This window comes from Mycobacterium sp. NGS41 (assembly GCF_059812725.1).
This window is the reverse complement of sequence record NZ_JCALDF010000012.1, coordinates 96130-116019: the sequence shown is the minus strand read 5'-3', so window position 1 is coordinate 116019 and position 19890 is coordinate 96130. Positions and strand designations below refer to the sequence as shown.

General features: G+C 66.1%; 15 protein-coding genes. 8 read left to right on the top strand and 7 right to left on the bottom strand.

Annotated features, from left to right (window positions below):
- Positions 1-2 precede the first annotated feature (2 nt).
- Genes AC5Y21_RS13760 through AC5Y21_RS13740 form a run of 5 tightly spaced genes read left to right on the top strand, consistent with a single transcriptional unit; the run spans position 3 to position 5195 of the window.
- Positions 3-1088, top strand: coding sequence for a class I SAM-dependent methyltransferase (locus AC5Y21_RS13760; protein WP_499913005.1), 1086 nt, complete (start codon positions 3-5; stop codon positions 1086-1088).
- 13 nt (positions 1089-1101) lie between these two features.
- Positions 1102-2010 (top strand): class I SAM-dependent methyltransferase, encoded by a 909-nt coding sequence (locus tag AC5Y21_RS13755; RefSeq protein ID WP_499913004.1) that lies wholly within the window; start codon positions 1102-1104, stop codon positions 2008-2010.
- Positions 2010-2876, top strand: a complete 867-nt coding sequence (locus tag AC5Y21_RS13750; protein WP_499913003.1) for a class I SAM-dependent methyltransferase — start codon at positions 2010-2012, stop codon at positions 2874-2876. The genes AC5Y21_RS13755 and AC5Y21_RS13750 overlap by 1 nt, the downstream gene beginning before the upstream one ends.
- Positions 2863-3954 (top strand): glycosyltransferase, encoded by a 1092-nt coding sequence (locus AC5Y21_RS13745; RefSeq protein WP_499913002.1) that lies wholly within the window; start codon positions 2863-2865, stop codon positions 3952-3954. The genes AC5Y21_RS13750 and AC5Y21_RS13745 overlap by 14 nt, the downstream gene beginning before the upstream one ends.
- The gene (locus tag AC5Y21_RS13740; RefSeq protein ID WP_499913001.1) at positions 3951-5195 is read left to right on the top strand and encodes an acyltransferase family protein; all 1245 of its coding nucleotides are present in this window, start codon (positions 3951-3953) and stop codon (positions 5193-5195) included. The genes AC5Y21_RS13745 and AC5Y21_RS13740 overlap by 4 nt, the downstream gene beginning before the upstream one ends.
- An 18-nt stretch (positions 5196-5213) precedes the next feature.
- On the opposite strand, the gene AC5Y21_RS13735 is transcribed toward AC5Y21_RS13740, so the two are convergent.
- From AC5Y21_RS13735 to AC5Y21_RS13710, 6 genes are all read right to left on the bottom strand, one after another.
- Positions 5214-6317 carry a glycosyltransferase family 4 protein gene (locus AC5Y21_RS13735; protein WP_499913000.1) on the bottom strand — a complete coding sequence of 368 codons (1104 nt, stop codon included), beginning with the start codon at positions 6315-6317 and terminating at the stop codon, positions 5214-5216.
- Complete coding sequence (locus tag AC5Y21_RS13730; protein WP_499912999.1) at positions 6314-7774, bottom strand: O-antigen ligase family protein; 1461 nt, start codon at positions 7772-7774, stop codon at positions 6314-6316. The genes AC5Y21_RS13735 and AC5Y21_RS13730 overlap by 4 nt, the downstream gene beginning before the upstream one ends.
- Complete coding sequence (locus AC5Y21_RS13725) at positions 7771-9276, bottom strand: tyrosine-protein kinase domain-containing protein (RefSeq protein WP_499912998.1); 1506 nt, start codon at positions 9274-9276, stop codon at positions 7771-7773. The genes AC5Y21_RS13730 and AC5Y21_RS13725 overlap by 4 nt, the downstream gene beginning before the upstream one ends.
- A gap of 40 nt (positions 9277-9316) precedes the next feature.
- A complete protein-coding gene (locus tag AC5Y21_RS13720) occupies positions 9317-10903 on the bottom strand; it encodes a hypothetical protein (protein ID WP_499913034.1) in 1587 nt (528 codons plus the stop codon).
- A gap of 110 nt (positions 10904-11013) precedes the next feature.
- Complete coding sequence (locus AC5Y21_RS13715; protein ID WP_499913033.1) at positions 11014-12879, bottom strand: putative bifunctional diguanylate cyclase/phosphodiesterase; 1866 nt, start codon at positions 12877-12879, stop codon at positions 11014-11016.
- Between the two features lie 348 nt (positions 12880-13227).
- Complete coding sequence (locus AC5Y21_RS13710; RefSeq protein WP_499912997.1) at positions 13228-15330, bottom strand: acyltransferase family protein; 2103 nt, start codon at positions 15328-15330, stop codon at positions 13228-13230.
- Positions 15331-15611: 281 nt separating this feature from the next.
- Here AC5Y21_RS13710 and AC5Y21_RS13705 point away from each other — a divergent pair, with 281 nt between their 5' ends.
- The 3 genes from AC5Y21_RS13705 to AC5Y21_RS13695 are packed head-to-tail and all read left to right on the top strand — an operon-like array spanning position 15612 to position 19031.
- Entirely contained in the window at positions 15612-16799 is a 1188-nt protein-coding gene (locus tag AC5Y21_RS13705) for an NAD(P)/FAD-dependent oxidoreductase (RefSeq protein WP_499912996.1), read from the top strand.
- Positions 16796-17734, top strand: coding sequence for an RNA polymerase sigma-70 factor (locus AC5Y21_RS13700; RefSeq protein ID WP_499912995.1), 939 nt, complete (start codon positions 16796-16798; stop codon positions 17732-17734). Before AC5Y21_RS13705 ends, AC5Y21_RS13700 begins: the two co-directional genes overlap by 4 nt.
- A 52-nt stretch (positions 17735-17786) precedes the next feature.
- Positions 17787-19031, top strand: a complete 1245-nt coding sequence (locus tag AC5Y21_RS13695) for an aminodeoxychorismate synthase component I (protein WP_499912994.1) — start codon at positions 17787-17789, stop codon at positions 19029-19031.
- Here the strand turns inward: AC5Y21_RS13695 and rsmI are convergent.
- Positions 19028-19888 carry a 16S rRNA (cytidine(1402)-2'-O)-methyltransferase gene (rsmI, locus tag AC5Y21_RS13690; protein WP_499912993.1) on the bottom strand — a complete coding sequence of 287 codons (861 nt, stop codon included), beginning with the start codon at positions 19886-19888 and terminating at the stop codon, positions 19028-19030. The two genes, AC5Y21_RS13695 and rsmI, sit on opposite strands and share 4 nt — an antisense overlap.
- Positions 19889-19890: the final 2 nt, after the last annotated feature.

Below are 19890 nucleotides of genomic sequence, written 5' to 3'. Positions count from 1 at the left end.
CGATGAGAAGCTGCCGAGCATGTGGCTGCACCGAACTGCGCAAGGTCCTCGACCTGGGCAGGGTGCCGGCGGGAGACAACTTTCCCCCGGCAGCCGAACCGGTCGCTCCCGAAGAGTCGTCGCATCCACTTGCCATGGAGCTGTGCACCGGCTGCGGCCTGGCGCAGCTCGCCGAAGACGACACGGCGACAGCCGAACCCCGCGGCGTCGAGCCGCAGGCTTTGCGGGACCAGGCCGCCGACGCCGTAGCACGCGTCGCCGAAGCGGGTTGGCTGCGCGGGACGACGGTTCGCGAGTTCAGCAGCCCACACGGCGGGACATGGTTGCCGCTGTTGGCCGAGCGCGGCTTCTCACAAACCGATTGCGCTTCCGAACCCGCCGACGTGGTGCTCGATTCCTTTGGCATCATGCACGATCCGGACCAGCGGTCAGCCTTCCAGGCGCGTGCGAAGGCGACCGCGCCGAACGGAGTGCTGCTGCTGCAATTCCACTCCCTGATGACGATTGTCGGTCAGCGGCAATGGAATGCCCTGCGCCACGGGCATTTTGCCTACTATTCGCTGACGGCGCTGACCAGCCTACTGGCCGCGGCCGGCATGAGCGTGGCCTCGGCGTGGGAGTTCGACCTCTACGGCGGAACCGTGTTGGTCGCCGCCGTGCACGGGCAAGCCGCAGCCGACGAGCGGGTCATGGATATCCTGAAGCGCGAGCGAGACTTTGGCATCACCGATCCAGATGTGGTGCAACGCCTGCAGCATGCTGTCCAGGATCACGTCGCCAGACTGCGTGACTGGCTGCGGGTAAAAGCGGGTGAGCAACAAACCGTGTATGGATATGGCGCCGGCTCACGCGTCGTCGCGTTGTTCAGCATCGCCGGGGTGGACCGGCAACTGGTGCGGGCGGTCGCCGACGCATCACCGGCTAAGCAGGGACGTCGCATACCGGGCAGCGAAGTGGTGATCATCTCGCCCGAACGACTCATCGCGGCAGATCCCGATCACGTATTGCTTACCCTTCCGGATCTCTACGAGGAGGTCCAGCGAAGGTACCCCCAACTCGACGGACGCTGGTCGGTCGATCGGCAATGAAGGCAAGGATCGTATGTCTAAACTAGAGACGGCAGCCGGCAGCCCGGCCAATCCCGTTATGCACACCCATATTTCCGGGCGCGGCGGAGTACTACCGAACTTCGCCGAGCACGATGAGGACACCAAGAACCACGACATTGAAACGCCCGTCGTCCCGCAGGAATACCTACAGCGCTACCTGGCTCGGCAGCTGGCGGATCGACGGACGGACCGCGAGACGCTACGCATAGTCGACATCGGTTGCGGCCGCGGTGACACGGTCGCGTGGCTGCGCGCGCAGGGCTGGGATGCGTACGGAATCGACGTCTCGCCGGAGTACATAGCACGCGGTCGCGAATACCTCACGCGCACCGGCGACGATCCCGCACGCCTGCAGGTCATGAATGACGACTTCACCTATCCGTTCCCCGACAACATGTTTGACGTGGTGCTGTCCGATCAGGTTATCGAGCATGTAGCCGACCTTGACTTGTTCGCCTCGGAGGTGGCGCGCATATCGGCACCGGCAGCGGGTGGGCTGCACATCTGGGATGCGAAATGGCGTCCCATCGAAAGCCACCTCAGATCGCCCTTCGTCCACTGGCTGCCCAAAGGTCCGCTGCGGCGCGCCGCGGTGACGGCGTCGCTGCGATTCGGGCTGGCGGCACCGTATTTCACCGAGCTTTCGTTTCAGGACCGGGTCGAGATCTTCCACCGGTTCAGCGAGGACGAGACCTTTTACCGACCTCTGCGGAGCAGCATCGCCACCATGCAGCGGCACGGCCTGCGGTGCGACGCGCGCCTGGCCGCCCAAGACAAGATCGGCTCTCGTCTCCCGACCGCTCCGCGGGCGGCGCTGCCGCTGCTGGGATGGCTCTACCGGCACATGTTCAGCGCTGTTGTGCAGACGCGCAAGTCGTCGGCGGAAAAGGGGAAAGCTTGATGCAGAGTTTCGCCTTGTACCGCGCGGCGGGTCACAGATTCGTCGAAGGATGGCTGGAGCCTGAGGTTTTGGACATCGTTCATGTCATCGACTCGGTGCAGCGCCGCAACGAGATTCACGGCGGTGTAGTTGAAATCGGTGTTCATCATGGGAAGTTTTTCATCGGATTGCAATTGCTGCTCCGCGAGGAGCAGCGTGCGCTTGCGGTCGATCTTTTTGACGACCAGCATTTAAATGTCGACGGGTCAGGCCAAGGCGATCGCGGGAAGTTCGCTGCAAACACCAGTCGCTGGGCTTCGGGGCGTGGACTGGTCGTTCATCAAGCCGAGTCCACGACTCTGGACAACGCTACCGTTCGAGAATTGGTGGGGTCTGCTGCCCGACTGTTCAGCGTTGACGGCGGACATACCGAGGAAATCGTATTGTCCGACATGAAATTGGCAGAGGCCTGTTTGACGCCGGGCGGTGTTGTCATAGCTGACGATGTCTTCAATCAGCGGTGGCCCGGCGTTTCGGTGGGCACCCTGCGCTATCTGGAAGACGGGGCCAGCCTGGCGCCGTTCGCAATCGGCTTCAATAAGGTGTTTTTGACTCAGCCCGAGTACACAGAAATGTTTCGGCACGCCCTTGAAGGCATGTGTGAGAGGTCAGTGCGCATCGGCCTTGAGTATTCGGTTTACCGCGGCCACAAGGTGGCTCTGCTGTTTCGTGCACCTAGGACCCCGCGCCAGTTACTTCGCAAGAATCGCGTCGCCAGAATGCTTTATCGCCGACTGGTCGGTATCACCGGGCGTCGGTCGGACACCGGCGAATTTAAGGCTCCCGCAGCGCACGTCGACACAGATCCGTACCATGAAATCGCTTAGGGTGCTGTGGCTTTCGCCGTGGATGCGTCCGCTGGCGCGCGTTCAGGCCGACGCGTTGCGACGACGGGGTGTCGACGTGCTGTTGGTCACTACCGACCACCACCATCCGGAAGCCGACGCGGCCCGCGACTACGAGCTGGTGCTCGATCCGCGGGTCCGTACGGCGGCCACTTGGCCGGCCTGGTTCGCTGCCTGGCGCAAAGTGCGTGAGTATCGCCCCGACATCGTGATCGCCGAGTTGGTCAACGATCCACGCTGGATCGCGTTTGCCGGCTCTGCACCGCGCATCCAGTTGCTGCATGACGACAGTCCCAAGGACAGCATCGAGCACCGGCCTTCCTACGAGCGGGCGGTTTTCGACCGCTGGGGCGCCCGCTCGGTAGCCACCGTCGCCTACAGCCGGCATGTCGCCGCCGCGATCGCCGACCGCCGCGACGTGGCCGGAACCCCGGTACATGTGCTGCCGCTGAGCAGCGACCTGGCTGCGGACCTGGTCCCGCCATTCGTCGACCCCGACGGCCGGCGCGATTTCGTGATGATCGGGCGGCTGAATCCGTACAAGAACCTCGAGGTGGTGCTCGACGCGTGGCAGCGGCATGTCGGCGGATCCGGTTGGCGCGGTGACGATCTGGTGCTCATCGGCGACGGCCCCGTCGACGCCGCCACCCTGCCCGAACACACACGATGGAGCCCGGGCAAGTACCGCTATGTCGACATCCGCACCACACTGGCCGCCGCGAAGGGTTCGATCGTCCACTATCGGCGCGCGTCGCAGAGCGGGGTACAGGTGGTGTCGATGCAGCTGGGCGTGATGCCGATCGTCTCCACAGCCGGTGGGCTGCCCGAGTTTCAGCCACCTGGCCAACCGCCGATCGGGGTCGACGACGTCGACGGGCTCGCTGCCGCGTTCGACGCGCTGGCCGATCCGTTGACCGCGACACTGTGCGGAGCCGACGCCCGGCGCCACTTCGCCGAGCAGTTCAGCGTCGACCATTGCGCCGACGGGTTGCTGAACCTCATCACCGAGACGCTGGGCCGCTCCCCGCGCATGCCAGCCATCGCGGGGAGGGTGCGATGACACCGGAACCGGTCGGCACCGTTACCGCACGCAGGGTGCCCGGCATGGCGACCGCCGCGCGCGCCTTCGGCCGGCCCCGGCGCGGGACTACGGAGCCGAAATCCGGTTGGGTGCAAGCGAACTTCGACCGGTTCATGGCAATCCGCCGCTTCAGCGCGCTGGACGGTTGTCGGGCTTTGAGCGTGATAGCGGTGCTGTGGCAGCACACGTCGGGCAGTCCCGGTCCGTCCTTCATGCAGAAGGGGTATCTGGGCGTGGAGTTCTTTTTCGCGATCAGCGGCTTCCTGATCACCAGCCTGCTGCTGCGCGAGCAGAACGCGATGGGCAGTATTTCGTTGCGAAAGTTCTACGCACGCCGCGCGCTGCGGATCTTTCCGCTGTACTACCTGGCGCTGCTGGTTTACATCGTCTTGGTTGCCACAACCCGCCGGCACAGCCAGGAAGGAATTCAGTTCTTCCATCATTTGCCGGCCTTCGCGACGTATACCTACAACTGGTTCTCCAGCTCCGGTCACCAAGTGACGTTTAACTTCGCCTGGTCACTGGCGACCGAGGAGCAGTTCTATCTGCTGTGGCCACCGCTGCTGGTGGCGACGCTGATGATCACCGGCGGCAAGCGGATCTGGCCGTCGCTCGTGGTGCTGGCCGGATTGGTGGCAATCTCACAAGGCATCGGCCTGACCACGGACTCGGAGGTGCTGCCATGGCGCATTCCGGCGAGCCTGTCGCTGCCCATCCTGCTCGGTGCCGCAGCTGCGCTGGTGCTCAGCAACAGGCGCGGGTTCGCGATGGTGAAAGCGGTTGCCGGGCGGGTCTGGTCCGCGCCGGTCGCGGCGCTGCTGTTAGCGGTCGCGATCATCGCAGACACCCCGCTGCAGGTCGTCGAGGCATTGATGGTCTTGCTGGTGGTCGCCACCTGCATTGTCGAGTGGACGCCGTTGCACCCGCTGCTGCGCTGGCGCCCGCTGGCATTCGTCGGAGTGATCAGCTACGGCGTGTATCTGCTGCACAACCTGTGCGCGAACATGGCCCGCATCGCCACCGGCGAGCATGAAGGAATCCCGTTGTTCGTGGTCACGCTCCTCGCGGTGGTCCCCGTCGCGTACCTGAGCTTCCGGTTCTTCGAGACACCGGTGCTGAAACTCAAACGCAGATACGAGACTAGCGGCGAGCACGAGGGCGACGAATTGTCTCGCATAGCGGCGCTGTCGCGGACCGATCCCAGCACCGAAACCCGATAACTTCCGGAACCCCATAGCTCAGCGAAGTGCTCGCCGATCGCTGGCTATGTCAGTCCATAGCCCCGTCAACCGTTGATACCAGCGTTCGAGCGCGAAGTCGTCCGCGCGGCTGCGAGCGGCGCCGGCCAGGCGAACCCGCAACTGCTCGTCATCGACCAACGCGGTTAGCGCCCAGGCGATCTCGTCGGGATGACCGGGACGGACCAGCAGGCCGTTGACGCCATCGCTGATCGCCTCCCCGATGCTGCCGACCATCGTCGTCACCGGCACCAACCCGTACGCCATCGCCTCCAACAGCGCCATCGGCAGGCCCTCGTCGTAGCTGGGGAGTACGAAAATGCTTGCCCTAGACAGCAGTTCGTCACGAGCCGACGAGTCGAGCCAGCCCGCCACCTGAATCGTCTCGTCCAACCCGGCCGCGGTGACGGCCGCACGTACTTCCGCGACCTCGCCGTCGCCGGCGAAAGTCACCCGCAATCGGCTGCGCACCGGCTCGTCGAGAGCGCCGATCGCGGCGATCAGGTCGTAGCTGCCCTTGCGCACTCCCAGCCGACCGAATGACACGGCGTGCACCAGCTCGATACCCGATTGCGCCACCGGGGTATCCGGGACCCGGACAGCGTTGTGCAACACGCTGATCCGCGCCTGATCGACACCCAATCGGCTCGCGTACTCGTCGACATGGCCCCGGCCCAGCACCACCCACTGATCGGCGACCAGCATGCGTCTGACCACTGCGCGAACCGGCACCGGTTGCCGGTCGAACCAGCCGCCGAAGTCGTAGCTGTGCGCGTGCACCACAGCGGGCACACCCGCCAGCCGTGCCGTCCACAACGGCAACGCCTTGCGAATCACGCTGCCGCCGTGTGCCAGGTGCGCGTGCAGCACGTCGACGCGGCCACGCAGCAAAAGCCAACTGGCGCGCAGCATTCCGCCGATGCCGACGAAGAGCCGATGCAACAGCGAGCCGTCGACGTACGTCGGCACCACCGTGATCGACATTCGCTCGTCGGGATGTGCCGCCATCAGGGCCGCCACCGTCGCCATGCCGCCGCGGCTGGCCGTCCCGGCCGGTGCCGGACCGACCACAAGCACCCGCAGCCGGCTCGAAAGAGAATTCACCGGAGTGTCTCGGCCGGCACGCGATCGGCTTCCACCTCGACGGCTTCCGGGCGAGTGCGCCCCAGGCTGGCGAACGCCATCGCCGCTCCCAGCGCCAGACCCAGCGTCAGGCCGCTGGGCGACTCCTCGGGCAGCGGATCTACGTTGCACATCACCAACAGACCGATCGAGACCGCCGCGCTGATCTTCGCCGGTGCCGATCCGCGCCGCAGTGCCCGGACTATCGGCACGAGGGCGAATACCGCGAACGCCGCCATGCCCACCGCCCCGGCTTTGACCATCCACCAGAGGTAGAAGTTGTGGGCGTAGGTAGTGCCCAGCGTCTCAGTGAAACCCGTCGGGTCGTTCCCGAACGGCAGCTGATAGGCGTATCCCAAACCGTGGCCGAACACCGGGGCTTTGGCGATGGCAGGGAAGAGGTGGGCATTTTCGGCCAGCCTGTCCAGCGTCGACTGGTCCACGGCCAGCGCACTGGCCGACACGCCGCCCAGCACCCTGTGGCTGTAGGCGGTGAGTTGATCGCCGAGCCACGTCCCGGCCGCCGAATGCTGTAGCAGGAACAATGCGCCCGGCAACGCCACGGCCAGTATCGCCGCGCCGACGGCGACGAAACCGAATGTGCGGCGCAGGGCTGACCAGCCCAGGTTGGCCAGGAACGCGACGACGGCGGCGATCGTCGCTGCGATCAGCGTGTTTCGCGAGAACGCCAGCACCGCAACGACCAGCGCAGGGGTGCCCAAGACGAGGTACGTCGACGGTTGGACCCGGCCGACGACCGTTGCGGCGACCAGTACGGTGAGCACGGCGACGGAAGGGGTCAGGGCGGTGGTGATCACCCGGGTCGCCGCGTCACCCGTCTCCACCGCCTCTTCGCGGCCGATCAGCCGAATTCCGTGCAGCGAACCCACCACGGCCATGCCCGCCGAAAACCACAGCATCGCCGCGATCGCCCCCACGACGCCTTTGATGTAGTCGCCGGTCACGATCAACAGCGCCAACACGAACCCGATGACCATCTCCAGCAGGAACGTCGCTTCGCGCACCACCGCTACCGGAGCATGTCCGGTCTCGAACCCGACCGCGGTGAAATACAGCACGATGAAGGCAAACATCGCCGGCAACAAAAAATCCGTAAACCGCGGCCGCACAAAAGGAATGAGGTAGCAGATGCCCAACAACAACGCCAGGTGGTAGGCGTAGATCGAGACCGGCCCGAAGACTTTGCCGACATGCAAGCCCTGCGGCAGCGACGCCATCGCCAAGAACACCGCGACCCACACCATCGCCTCCGGCCGCGACCAGTACACGACCAGGCAGAACATCGCGCCGACCAGCATCATGCCGTAAACCGTGGTGCGCACCGAGAACACGCCGAACAGAAAGCAGCCGAACAGGAACAGCCCCAGCAAGGCCCCATTCAGTGCCAAGCGCTGGCGGCTGCGGAAGTACAGGATCACGTCGGTCTGCTGACCTTCGCCCGGTAGGTTCGGGCCGCCGCGCTGGTATGCCGCGGTACCCGGGCGTCGGTCAGCACGGTGCCCACCAGGTTGGCACCGGCGGCGCGCAGCGCGGTCAATGCGTCGGTCAGTTCGTCCTCCGTGGTGCGCCCCGCCCGGACGACCAACACCGTCGCGTGCACGGCGCCGGCCAATAGCCCCGCGTCGGCGGTGGCCAGCACCGGTGGACCGTCGACCACCGTTCGGTCGAAGGTTGCCGAGACGTCCTGCAGCACCTTGTCCAGCACCTGCGGCAGGTAGGCGCTGCAGGGCAGCGTCTCCCGCCGGACCGCTCGTGCCGCAAGGACGAAAAGCTTCGAAATCGGGGTTGGCTTAACGGCTTCCGTGGCGATGTCGGGGTTGGCCAGAGCGTTGCCCAGCCCTTCTCCGGATTCGACTTTGAGCAAGCCGGCGATCACCGGCCGGCGGGCGTCGCCCTCGACGAGGAGCACGTCTTCGCCGAGTTCGGTGAACGCGCGGGACAAGTTCAGCGCGGTCGTCGTCGTTCCCTCACCGCCGAACGGCGCGGCCAGCAACACCCGCGTGGCCTCGGGCCCCATCGCCCGCAGCAGCCGGGCCCGCAACCCGCGCACGGCGTCGTCGAACGAGATGTCGGTGCCGTACCGCGGTGCGCTGCCGCGACGCCCGGCCAGCTGAGCCAGGGTCCGCAGGCCCGAAAGTTCTTCCAGCTTTTCGCGGGTACGGACGGTTCGGTCGGTGGCCTCGCGGGTCAGCGCCACCCCGATACCCAGCAGCACACCGGCGACCAACCCCATCGCCATGTTGCGCATCGGCACCGGCTTGACCGGTTGATCGGGTATCCCGGCCTGCTCCACGATCGTTGCCCGGGCGATGGGCGGTTTCTGCGTCGGAGTCGTCGCGGGCTGCGGGTCAGCAGCCGGGGTCGGGGCGGAAATGGTGGTCTCACCCGGCTCCGGTGACGTCGTCGGTTGACCGTCGGGGTTCTGGGGTGCAGCAGAGGTGGTCGGCGCGACGGTGGTGACCGGTGCGGCCGGACCCGTCTTGCTGACGCCGAGCGTTCCGACAATGACGGTGAACTGCTCGGCCATCGCTTGGGCCAGCGCGGCCGCGCGTTTGGGATCGGTGTCGGTGACGGTGATCGTGAACAGCGTCGATTTCGGGGTGAAGTTCACCTGGGTCCGGCTCGCCACTTCGTCCGGGCTGATCGGCAGGTGCAGCTGCTTGACCGCGCGCTCGGCGACCGCGTGCCCGCCGGCGACGGCCGCGTACGACGACAACCGTTCCTGGGCGGCCTGGGTGCCCTGGAACACCTGGGTGAGGTCAGTTTCGCCGGAAAACGAGATGAGGACGGTGGCCGACGATTGGTAGCTCTTGGTCTGGAATGCGGTGACGGCCGCGGCACCGACTAGGCATGCCAGCAGGGCGGCGACGAACAGCTTCCAATGTGAAGCCAAGGTGCGGGCAAAAGTGCGGAAATCCACTAGGACCTCTCTGGACAGGACGCGGAGCAGCTACGCCGCATCATCGCCGATCCTCCGACGTCAGCGCGTCGCGAGGTACGTCAAGCGTCGCGATCGAATACCACCCGGACTCGTCGCGTCCGTCGCGGGCCAACCACATCGGCGGATAGTTCACCACGTGGGTCGCCTGGGGTTTGTGCTGTTGCCAGGCGACCGAGGCTTGCAGCCGGTAGCGACCCGCCGCCAGGCCGGCCAGGTCGACAGTCACGGATTCGGTGGACGATGCCGGGACCGGCTGGTCACCGGAGGTGCCGCCGGTATGGACCAGGCTCTTCAAGGCCACTGAGGCGGGCAGTGTACGGATTACGGTGCCCGAGAAGTCGACCAACCGGTAGCCGGGAACCCATTTCTCCGTAGCGGCGGCGGCGCCGTAGTTGGTCCAGGTGACAGCTATCTTGGCCGTCCCGTCGCGCACCGTCTGCGATCCGGCGCGGGCTTCCACCGAATATCGGTAGCCCGCGGCGACGTTGGCTTGAGCCCACAGCAAATACAGCTTGGGATCCATCGCGGTGGTGGAATTCGCGTCCAGAAAGTTCACGCTCGACGTCATCGACACGTGGTATTTGACGACGTCGCGCAGACCCTTCTCGTAATAGTCCTTCGGGTCGGTTTTAGTCGGCGGCTGACCGCCCCATTCGGTGATCACCGGCGCTTCCGCCAGCCGCTTTTTCAGCTCGGCGACGAGCGGGTCCTTGATCCGCACGTAGTAGGACGCGTCGTCCTCGGCCCAGACCGGAAACGGTGCGTAGACGCCGAGTGCGTCGGAGCGGATCCCTGCCGGTGCAACGAGCTTCTTGGTGACGTCGCCGGCGAGCATCTGCCGCACGATTTCGGCGTTGGCGACGGTCACCACCATCTGGGTGTGCGGAAAGGCGTTGACGTTGGCCGCGACCAGCCGCCGGATGGAATCCTTGGTGATGTTCTGGTCGCGGAACTGGCTGTAATAGCCCAGCGCTGCCATGCTCTCGTCTGGCCCCGGGCCGGGCGCCTTCAGCACGTCGCGCAGATAGGCGTTGTGGTCTTCGCTGAAGTCCCCGTAGCCGGAGAACTCGAAAACGCTGAGCCGTTCGTCGTCGTCGTAGCGACGGCCCAGCGCTGCCAGCAGCTGCTCGAAACCGGCCAGGTAGCCTGGGTCATTCCAGTTCGGCACCACCTGCGTCAGGCCACGCGTGGATGAGCCTTCCGGCGGCCCTTGGTAGCTGGTGCTCGCGCCGGGCAGGGCGCGGACCCAGTCCGGAATCTCGATGTTGGTGTCGTTGGGGTAGACCGCATCGCAACACGAGTTATAGGAGTGCACGCGAAGCGTGAGCCGCATGCCGCGCTCGGCAAGTTTGGCCAGCGCGTCGTCGATCACCCTGAAGTCGTACTTGCGATCGTCAGGAGCATCGGGAGGCAGCGTGCGCGGGTCGGCGGGCTGCAGTTCACGCCACGACACCCGCAGGCTGGCGTCATACGACTTGGGCCAGGCGGGGTACCGCCGCTGGGCTGGATTAGCTTGCGGGAAAAGTGGTTCCAAGAGGTCTTCGTACTGGCCGCGCAGCGGGTTGGGTATCTCTTGCGCGGCCGGCGGTATGGCCGGACTGACCATCGCGTTGAGCGGCCCCGGGTTTGGGTGACTGGCACCGCATCCGTTGAGCAGCAACGTCGCGCACGCGACAACGACGAGCGCCTTCTTCCGCAACACGAGACTCGCCAAGACTAGATCGCTCCAAGGGACAACGCTTCGCGGTCGGCGAGGAACGGCATCGGCATCCAGCGCGCGGACAGCAACGCCTCCATCGCATTGCCCGGGACGGGGCGCGACAACAAGAACCCCTGCGCGCGGTGACATCCGTGTTGCATCAAAGTCAGTGCGGCAGCTGGTGTTTCGACTCCCTCGGCGACCAGTTGCAGACCGAAGGCTTCGGCGAGGCCGATGATGGCGCGAACGATGGCCAGGTCGCCGGCGTTGGTGCCCAGGTCGCGCACGAATCCGGTGTCGATCTTGAGCATGTCGACGGGCAGGGATTTCAGGTGCGACAAAACCGCGTAGCCAGTGCCGAAGTCGTCGATGGCGATCTGGACGCCGACCTCCTTGAGCTCGGCGAGCGTCTTGCGGGTGGTTTCGATGTCGTGCACCACCGCGCGCTCGGTGATCTCGAGGCATACCGATCCGCCGTCGATACCGAACTCTTCGATGGTGTCGGCAACAGTGCGGACGAAACCGCGGGTGATCAGTTGCACGGGTGAGACATTGATGCGCAGGGTCGCGCTCAGTCCGACGCCGTTGGATCGCCAGCGGCTGAATTCGGCACAGGCGGCGCGCATCACCCAACGGCCCAATTCGCCTGCCAGATTGGTCGATTCGGCTACCCCGATGAACGAATCCGGCAGCAGCAGCCCCCAAATCGGGTGCCGCCAGCGCACCAGCGCCTCGGCGGCCACAATGGCCCCGGTCCACAGATCGACCTCGGGCAGGTAGTGCAGCAGCAGCGCTTCGCTGTCGATGTCGCCCTGCAGGTGCAGCTCGATGTCGTTGCGGAACGCGCTTTTCAGCGACATGTCGTCGGTGGACAGCGCGACCTGATTGCCGCCACCGCGCTTGGCCGTCAGAACGGCCTCGTCCGCGCGGCGGAGCAGGTCGGTGCTGTTGTCCCGCCCCGGCATGCCCACCGCCAGTCCGATGCTGACGGTTCGGGTGATCATGTGGCCACCGATCGCCAGGCGCTCGCGCAGCATCGAGCCCAGACGGCGGGCGAACGACTCCGCGCTCCCACTCGACATCGGCTGATCCGGAATCACGACGAACTCGTCCCCGCCGATGCGGGCGATCATGCAATGGCTTCCGGCGCACACGCGGATCCGCTGTGCGAAGACGCGGATGAACCAGTCGCCGGCGGTGTGCCCCAGGTAGTCGTTGATCGGCTTCAGCCGGTCGAGGTCCAGATACAGGACGGCGACGGGTCCGGTGCTTCCGGCCGCGAGCCGGTCGGAAAGGTGCGCGACCAGCGCGCGCCGGTTGTACAGGCCGGTCAAGTCGTCGTGCTCGGCGAGGTAGCGCAGCTTTTCCTCGGCCGCGATACGCGCCTGCAACTGCGCGAACAGAGCGGCCACCGCCTCGAGCGTGTTGATCTCTTCTTGCTTCCACTTCCGGGCGCCGGCCTTGACGAAGCCCAACACTCCGGTGGTGACGTCATGCGAGACCAGCGGCGCGGCGGCCACCGACGGCGATGGGTCGTCGTTGACTACCGCGTTGCGGCGCTGGAAGGGGCGGTTGCCGTTGTCCGGCCGGATCACGACGGGTTTGCGGCCGTGCTCGCACTCCGCGAGCACCGGGTCGGCGCTGGTGAAGTGCACGACGGCCAGCGGATCCGGGTCGGGAACGTCGACTCGCGGCGGCCACTCGGCAACCAGTACGGAGGCTCGGATGTCGTGGTCGTGGTGGCGCAGGAAGCTACCGCTCAAACCCATCTGGTCGACGAGCTGCGCGAGGACGTTTTCGGTGACTTGGGTGGCGGTGGAGGCGGTGGCCTCCATCAGCTGCTTGGCCACCGAGGTGACGACCAGGTCCAGACTTCGCGGCACGAGGTCCTCCGATGGCACATGTCCCTTTTCGGGTGCCCGGATGTCAGGACCCAACCAAGGAATGGTCTTCTTCAAGACTGCTTTTCCCCATGCACTCCGATGCGCAATAGGGATCCACAATTGTTGCGTGGTTTTGTCGTTCGTCGGCCCAGGGCAGGCCACCAATTGTCGCGGAAAGCGTAGCATGTGCACCCCGCCGCGGCTCTGCTCAATTTGGGCCGCGACCTGCGCTGAAACTGAGTCACCCGGGGGTCCTGTCGCCCGTCCCCGGACGCCCGCCGACGCATGACGAGGGCGATCATGGCGAGTTCTCGTTGGCGGTGCGGACAATGGTCAACTCCATTGGATCTAGGGGAGCCGATTCAGCGCATCTGCGAGCGATGGCGCAAGCATGCGGCTGGCATTTGCGGAAAAGTGGAAGGCATCTCTGTACAGGTCAATCCCATGCCTTTGAGTGCTGCATTCGTCACTTGAGCAGAAGAAGTCACGCGGGTCGTACAGGCCTGCTCCCGTCTGAGTGGCGATCTTTTCTAGGGACGAACGTTCGATCTGCTGGATGGAATCCGCGACACTTTTGGGCATTCGAGCGACGCAGGTGTCGGTCAGCAGCTTGTTCCACTTGCAGCGCAGCGGATCGAATTTGACCGGGTATTCGAAGTCAGGCGCGGCCTGCACCAGGAGCACCGAGTGACCCGCATGCTGGAGTGTCACGATCGTGAACGTGAGACCGTCATCCAGCACCTGCTTGCGTCCCGCAAGGCTTCTGGTGAGCGCGTCGGACTGCCGGCCGACCGCAGTGTCAACGTCAGTCTTGCGGTACCAATCGTTCAGTTCCGAGATGACGACCGTGCCCGGCGGCTGCTCACCGAGCCAGCGCATCGCGCCCTCGTAGCTCTGTCGACATGCCTTCTGGTTGCGGTACGACGGCAGGTTCGGGGACTGGATGAACACATCCTTAAACGGGCAGCCCAGCAGGCTGATCATGGTCAGCGGCCTGCCGAGAAGACGGCTGGCACCGAATGCTGCGTCGCTCAAATGCCAGGCGGTCGAGTCACCGACGACGTAGATCGGCTTGCCCGCCGCATTGGCGTTCCAGACGCACGAATGGATCAGCTCCCAGGAGATGTTGGTGGTGGCCGAACACTCGCTACTACCCATCGCAAGCGGTTGGAGAACCGCGTCCTGCATCGCCCGCACCTTTGGCGACCAGTAGCCGCTATCGGCCGCGAGGTGGGCCGACGAGCAGGCGAACAGCGGCACGCACAGCGTGATCGACACGACCCGCACCAGCCGCCGGCCCCGAAGCCCTTGGAGATTTCGAATCGGCTTTTCAACCCAGCGGTAAGAAGCGACAGCGGGAATGAACGACACTGCGGCAGCAACGAGTAGCGCTGTTCGACTGTCCGGCCAGAGCGCTCCGGCGAACACGATGAAGGGCCAGTGCCACAGGTAGATGGAGTACGACCAGTCGCCGATCTTGACCATGGGATCGACGGCCAGGGCGCGAGTCACGGGGTTAGTGGCACCGATACCAGCCGCAAGAACGAGCAGCGCCCCGATGACGGGGATGAACGTCCACGCGCTCGGGAAGGGCGTCTTGCCCGAGATGAGCCACAGCGACGCGATCAGCATGCTTATGCCCAGGAAACCGAGGGCGAGGGTAACGCGTCTGGACTGGATCTTCAGTCGTTTGGCTAGCAAGGCCAGCAGCACTCCCAGGGCGAACTCCCACGACCGGGTCGCCGGGCTGTAGAAGCCCAGCATCATTTCGGTCGCGTGGCCGTACGAACCGGGGAGCTGGGTCAAGCTGGCGAGCGCCGACAGACCGAACGACGCGAGACCGAAAGAGACGACAGCGATGAACGCCACGAAGACGTGGGGTGTGAATCGGAGGGTGCGGCGCCGGCTGGCGATGTACCAACCGAGGGCGATAAGGGCGGGGAAGACGAGGTAGAACTGCTCTTCGACCGACAACGTCCAGGTATGGAGCAGAGGGTTGGTCGCCGCATCGGCGTCGAAGTAGCCACCCGTCGTTCGGGCGATGACGGCGTTGGCGACGAGCAGCATCGCGCCGATCCCCGTCTTGGCGGCGGTCTGCTGTGTGCCCAGCGGCGACAAGACGGCGACCGAAATGATCATGGTCACGGTGACCATCAGCGCGAGTGCCGGGATGAGTCGCTTGAATCGGCGCAGGTAGAACTGTCCGAAGCGGATGCGCCCCAAGGCCTCCCGTTCGCGGAGGAGCATCCCCGTGATCACGAAGCCCGAGATCACGAAGAACACGTCGACGCCAACGAAGCCGCCCGGCACGGGGAGCCCGGCGTGAAAGGCGACGACCATGAGGACGGCGACAGCTCGCAGTCCCTGAATGTCGGGCCGTCGACTCCGCTCGCAGGTTTCGGGCGGGTTGGAATGCGAGTCGATGGCGGTCGGTACCGTCGCGAGGTCCATTACCGCGGCTCCGAGGGCCTCAGCTGGCCGCCGCCTGCGCGCTGTACGGGCACGCGACCGGACGGCGGCAGACATACAGACCGACCATTCATGATTTCGCAACTATACATACTTTAAGCATGATCTGAACAGATATACCTGTCCTGCAGTATCTGCGATGAACGGAAGACGTCTGGTGCTGACGGCTGCGTGAGACGGGTCACAATCGCGGCCCGAATTGTCACGCCTGGCCGGCCTGCGGTGTCTCCAGGTCACAAGTCCCGAACGAACAGGAGACAGAAATGACCGAGAGCGACAACCAAAGAATTCATGTCGTCGTCGTCGGCGGCGGATACGCCGGCACCCTGGCCGCCAACCATCTGCGCCAGCACCCGGATGTCGACATCACGCTGGTGAACTCGCGCCCGGTGTTCGTCGAGCGAATCCGCCTGCACCAGTTGGTCGCCGACACCGGCAGCGCGACAGTCGACTACGGTTCGCTGCTCGGTGAGGGAATTCAGTTGATCGTCGACAGCGCCGACCACATCGACGCCGCTGCCCGCCGGATATTCCTTGCTTCAGGTGTCTCGCTGGATTACGACTACCTGGTCTACGCCGTCGGCAGCACCGGCGCGACGCCGCTGGCGGTGCCCGGCGCAGCCGAATACGCGCATTCCGTCGCCGATCTGGACAGCGCGCAACGACTGCACTACGCGCTGACCGATCTGCCGTTCAGCGCTCCCGTCGCGGTGGTCGGCGGTGGACTGACCGGCATCGAAACCGCTGCTGAACTGGCCGAGCAGGGACGCCCGGTGACGCTGATCTGCGGCGGGCTACTCGGGCCGTCGCTGAGCCAGCGGGGCCGGCGCTCGGTGGCGAAGCGACTGCGCGCGCTCGGCGTCAACGTGCTCGAGTCCCTGCCGGCCAGCGAGGTGCAGTGGGACGCGGTGGTGCTCGCCAACGGCGCCGTGGTGCCCAGCGCCGCGACCGTGTGGACGGCCGGCTTCACGGTGCCCGATCTGGCCACTCGCAGCGGGCTTGCCACCGACGCGACGGGCCGGCTGCTCACCGATGAAACACTGACCAGCGTGGACGACGATCGCATCGTGGCCGCGGGTGACGCCGCCGCGCCGTCGGGTCAGCCGCTGCGGATGAGCTGCCAGGCCGCGGGGCCGCTGGGGATCCAGGCCGCCAACACCGTGCTCAGCCGAATCGCCGGCAGCGCCCCCGAGGTGCTGAACCAGGCGTTCGTCGGCCAGTGCATCAGCCTCGGCCGCACACATGGCACTTTCCAGCTCTCCCGCACCGACGACACTCCGGTGAACCTCGCGATCGGTGGACGAACCGCCGCCTCCATCAAGGAGATGATCTGCAAAGGCACGGTGTGGGCCATCCGGCGCGAGGCCGCCAACCCGGGCTGGTACCCCTGGCTCAAGGGCGGCAAGCGGCAGGAGCGACTGGCCGCCAGCCAGGAGGTGGCGCTGCGATGACCTCGCCACCCGCGGCACCGGCGAACGGTGAGCACGCCGAACGCTTCACCCTGCTGCGACCGCTGCTGTTCACCATCGCCTACGAAATCCTCGGCTCGGCAACCGAATCCGACGATGTGCTGCAGGACAGCTATCTGCGGTGGGCGGCGGTGGACTTGGCACGCGTGCACGACACGAAGTCCTACCTCGCCCAACTGGTCACCCGCCAGGCCCTCAACACGTTGCGGGCCGGCGCGCGACGCCGTGAGGAATATGTGGGGCCGTGGCTGCCGGAGCCGTTACTTCTCGACGAGCAAGACCCGTCGTCAGATGTCGTTCTGGCGGAATCGGTTTCGATGGCGATGCTGGTGCTGCTGGAAACGCTGAGCCCGGACGAGCGCGCGGTGTTCGTGCTACGGGAGGTGTTCGGTTTCGACTACGGCGAGATCGCCGAAGCGGTGGACAAGCCGGCGCCGACGGTACGGCAAGTCGCACACCGGGCGCGGGAACACGTCCGGGCCCGGCGGAAGTGGGGCGGCGCGTCCCGAGCGCCGATAGACCCGCAACGCAACGCCGAGATCACCGCGCAGTTCCTGCAAACCGCGGCCAGCGGCGATGTGGACGCGCTGATGGCGATGCTCGCTCCGGACGCCACCTGGATGGCCGACGGCGGCGGCAAGGCGACCGCGGCCCGCAAGCCGGTGGTCGGCGCCGAGCGGGTCGCGCGAGCCATCACCGGGCTGATGCGCAAGGCGGGAACCGGGGTCCGCGTCGAGCTGGCTACCTGCAATAGCGCCCCGGCGGTGCTGTTCTACCTCGACGAGCAGCTCGCGATGGTCGTCACGCTGGAGATCGCCGACGATTTTGATGGGCCAAAAATCACCAACTTCTACGTGATGCGCAACCCCGACAAGCTGGCGGCACTGGCCAGCGCGCGTGAGATCAGCCGGAGCTGAGGGTTCGGCAGGCTCAGAGCACGAAAACTCGGTGTTCTGTCAAGCTAGGGCGGTGCGAATCGAGCGGCTCGGCGATCTTGGCGGCGCACCCCGCGTGTTGCGCGCCGTCGGCGACGCCACCACCCGGCTCGATCTGCCGCCGCCGGCCGCGCTGACCGGGGACTGGTTCGACGCACTGGCGGTGATCGTCCCCAGCGTCTCGATGCAACCGGTCGCCCCAGACTGCGCGTTTGCCGTTCGGCCGCGTCCAGAAGGACCAGCCGGCCCTGCGGTGGGCGGCGGCTGGGTCGGGTACCTGTCCTATCCCGACGCCGGCGCCGACGGGCAGGAAAACCGGATCCCCGAAGCCGCCGGCGGCTGGACCGACTGCGTGCTTCGCCGCGACCGCGACGCCCAGTGGTGGTACGAGAGCCTGTCGGGTGCGCCGATGCCGCACTGGCTGGCCGCCGCCGTGGCAGCAACGCCGACGCCGCCGCGGGAGTGCCGGATCGACTGGGATGCCGCCGACCGCGACACACACCGCGACGGCGTACTCGCCTGCCTGGAAGCGATCGCCGCCGGCGAGGTCTACCAAGCCTGCGTGTGCACGCAGTTCACCGGGACGGTGACCGGGACCCCGCTCGACTTCTTCGTCGACGCTGTCGCACGCACTTCCCCGTCTCGGGCGGCCTATGTCGCCGGCCCGTGGGGAGCGGTGGCGTCGCTGTCCCCCGAGCTTTTCCTGCGGCGGCGTGGTACCGCGGTGACGTCCAGCCCGATCAAGGGCACGCTGCCGCTGGATGCCTGGCCGTCGGCGCTGCGGGCTTCGGCCAAAGAGGTGGCAGAGAACATCATGATCGTCGACCTGGTCCGCAATGACCTTGGCCGAGTGGCGATTACCGGCACGGTCACCGTGCCGGAGCTGCTGGTGGTGCGCCGTGCGCCGGGTGTATGGCACCTGGTGTCGACGGTGTCGGCGCGGGTGCCCCCCGAGCTGCCGACGTCGGAGTTGCTGGACGCCGCCTTTCCGCCGGCCTCGGTCACCGGGACGCCCAAACTGCGTGCGCGTCAGCTGCTTTCGCAATGGGAGCCGCGTCGACGCGGGATATATTGCGGCACAGTCGGTTTGGCTTCACCGATGGCCGGATGCGAACTCAACGTGGCGATCCGCAGCGTCGAATTCGACACCGCGGGGAACGCCGTGCTGGGCGTCGGCGGCGGGATCACCGCCGACTCCGATCCCGACGCCGAATGGGACGAATGCCTGCACAAGGCGGCCCCGATCGTCGGACTGCCGGCCGCTGCGGCCGTCGGCTAATCCGGTTGCTCAACCTCGCGTGACCGCAGCACCGCGTCGTACAGCTGGCGGGTGCGCACCTCCGAATGCTGCCCGGCGACCAGGCTGCATGCATCCTTGATGCGCACACCACCGGCGACCAGCTCCTCGACCTGTTCCACTAGCGAGTCCACCAGGGAGGGCAGGTCGGCGTGCGGCAGCGCAGCGCCCAACACGACGGTGATCTCGCCCAGCACGCCGTCGGCCGCCCACTCGGCCAGCTCGTCAAGCGAGCCGCGGACCACCTCCTCGTGCACTTTCGTCAGCTCGCGACAAACAACCGCCGGACGCGCACCCCCGAGCTGCTCGACGGCATCGCGCAGGCAGGCGGCCAACCGTCGCGGCGACTCGAAGAAGACACAGGTCCGGGGTTCGTCGGCGAGGGATGCCAGCCAGGTCCGGCGCGCCGACTTCTTACGCGGGGCGAAGCCCTCGAAGCAGAACTTCTCGGCCGGCAGACCGGAAACGGCCAGCGCGGTGATCACAGCGGACGGTCCGGGCAGGCACTGCACCGGCAGCCCGGCATCCGCGCACGCCACGACCAGTCGATAGCCGGGGTCGCTGATCACCGGCATTCCGGCGTCGCTGACCACTAGTACCGTCGCACCGGATTCGATCGCAGGCAGCAATGTGGCAGCCCGCGCGGCCTCCACCCGGTCGAACAGGCTGACCACTCGGCCGGAGATGGTGACGTCGAGCACTTTGGCCAGGTTTCGCACCCGCCGGGTGTCCTCGGCGGCCACCACATCGGCATGCGCCAGCGCGTCGATCAGCCGCGGTGAGGCATCTGACGGCTGGCCCAATGGGGTCGCGGCGAGCAACAGGCGGCCATGAGTCATGA

Bases quoted from the DNA above. Each gene is read 5' to 3' on its own strand.
- AC5Y21_RS13710 (WP_499912997.1), bottom strand. From the start codon at position 15,330: ATGGACCTCGCGACGGTACCGACCGCCATCGACTCGCATTCCAACCCG.
- AC5Y21_RS13700 (WP_499912995.1), top strand. From the start codon at position 16,796: ATGACCTCGCCACCCGCGGCACCGGCGAACGGTGAGCACGCCGAACGC.
- AC5Y21_RS13740 (WP_499913001.1), top strand. From the start codon at position 3,951: ATGACACCGGAACCGGTCGGCACCGTTACCGCACGCAGGGTGCCCGGC.
- rsmI (WP_499912993.1), bottom strand. From the start codon at position 19,888: ATGACTCATGGCCGCCTGTTGCTCGCCGCGACCCCATTGGGCCAGCCG.
- AC5Y21_RS13720 (WP_499913034.1), bottom strand. From the start codon at position 10,903: ATGGTCAGTCCGGCCATACCGCCGGCCGCGCAAGAGATACCCAACCCG.
- AC5Y21_RS13745 (WP_499913002.1), top strand. From the start codon at position 2,863: ATGAAATCGCTTAGGGTGCTGTGGCTTTCGCCGTGGATGCGTCCGCTG.
- AC5Y21_RS13750 (WP_499913003.1), top strand. From the start codon at position 2,010: ATGCAGAGTTTCGCCTTGTACCGCGCGGCGGGTCACAGATTCGTCGAA.
- AC5Y21_RS13760 (WP_499913005.1), top strand. From the start codon at position 3: ATGAGAAGCTGCCGAGCATGTGGCTGCACCGAACTGCGCAAGGTCCTC.
- AC5Y21_RS13705 (WP_499912996.1), top strand. From the start codon at position 15,612: ATGACCGAGAGCGACAACCAAAGAATTCATGTCGTCGTCGTCGGCGGC.
- AC5Y21_RS13755 (WP_499913004.1), top strand. From the start codon at position 1,102: ATGTCTAAACTAGAGACGGCAGCCGGCAGCCCGGCCAATCCCGTTATG.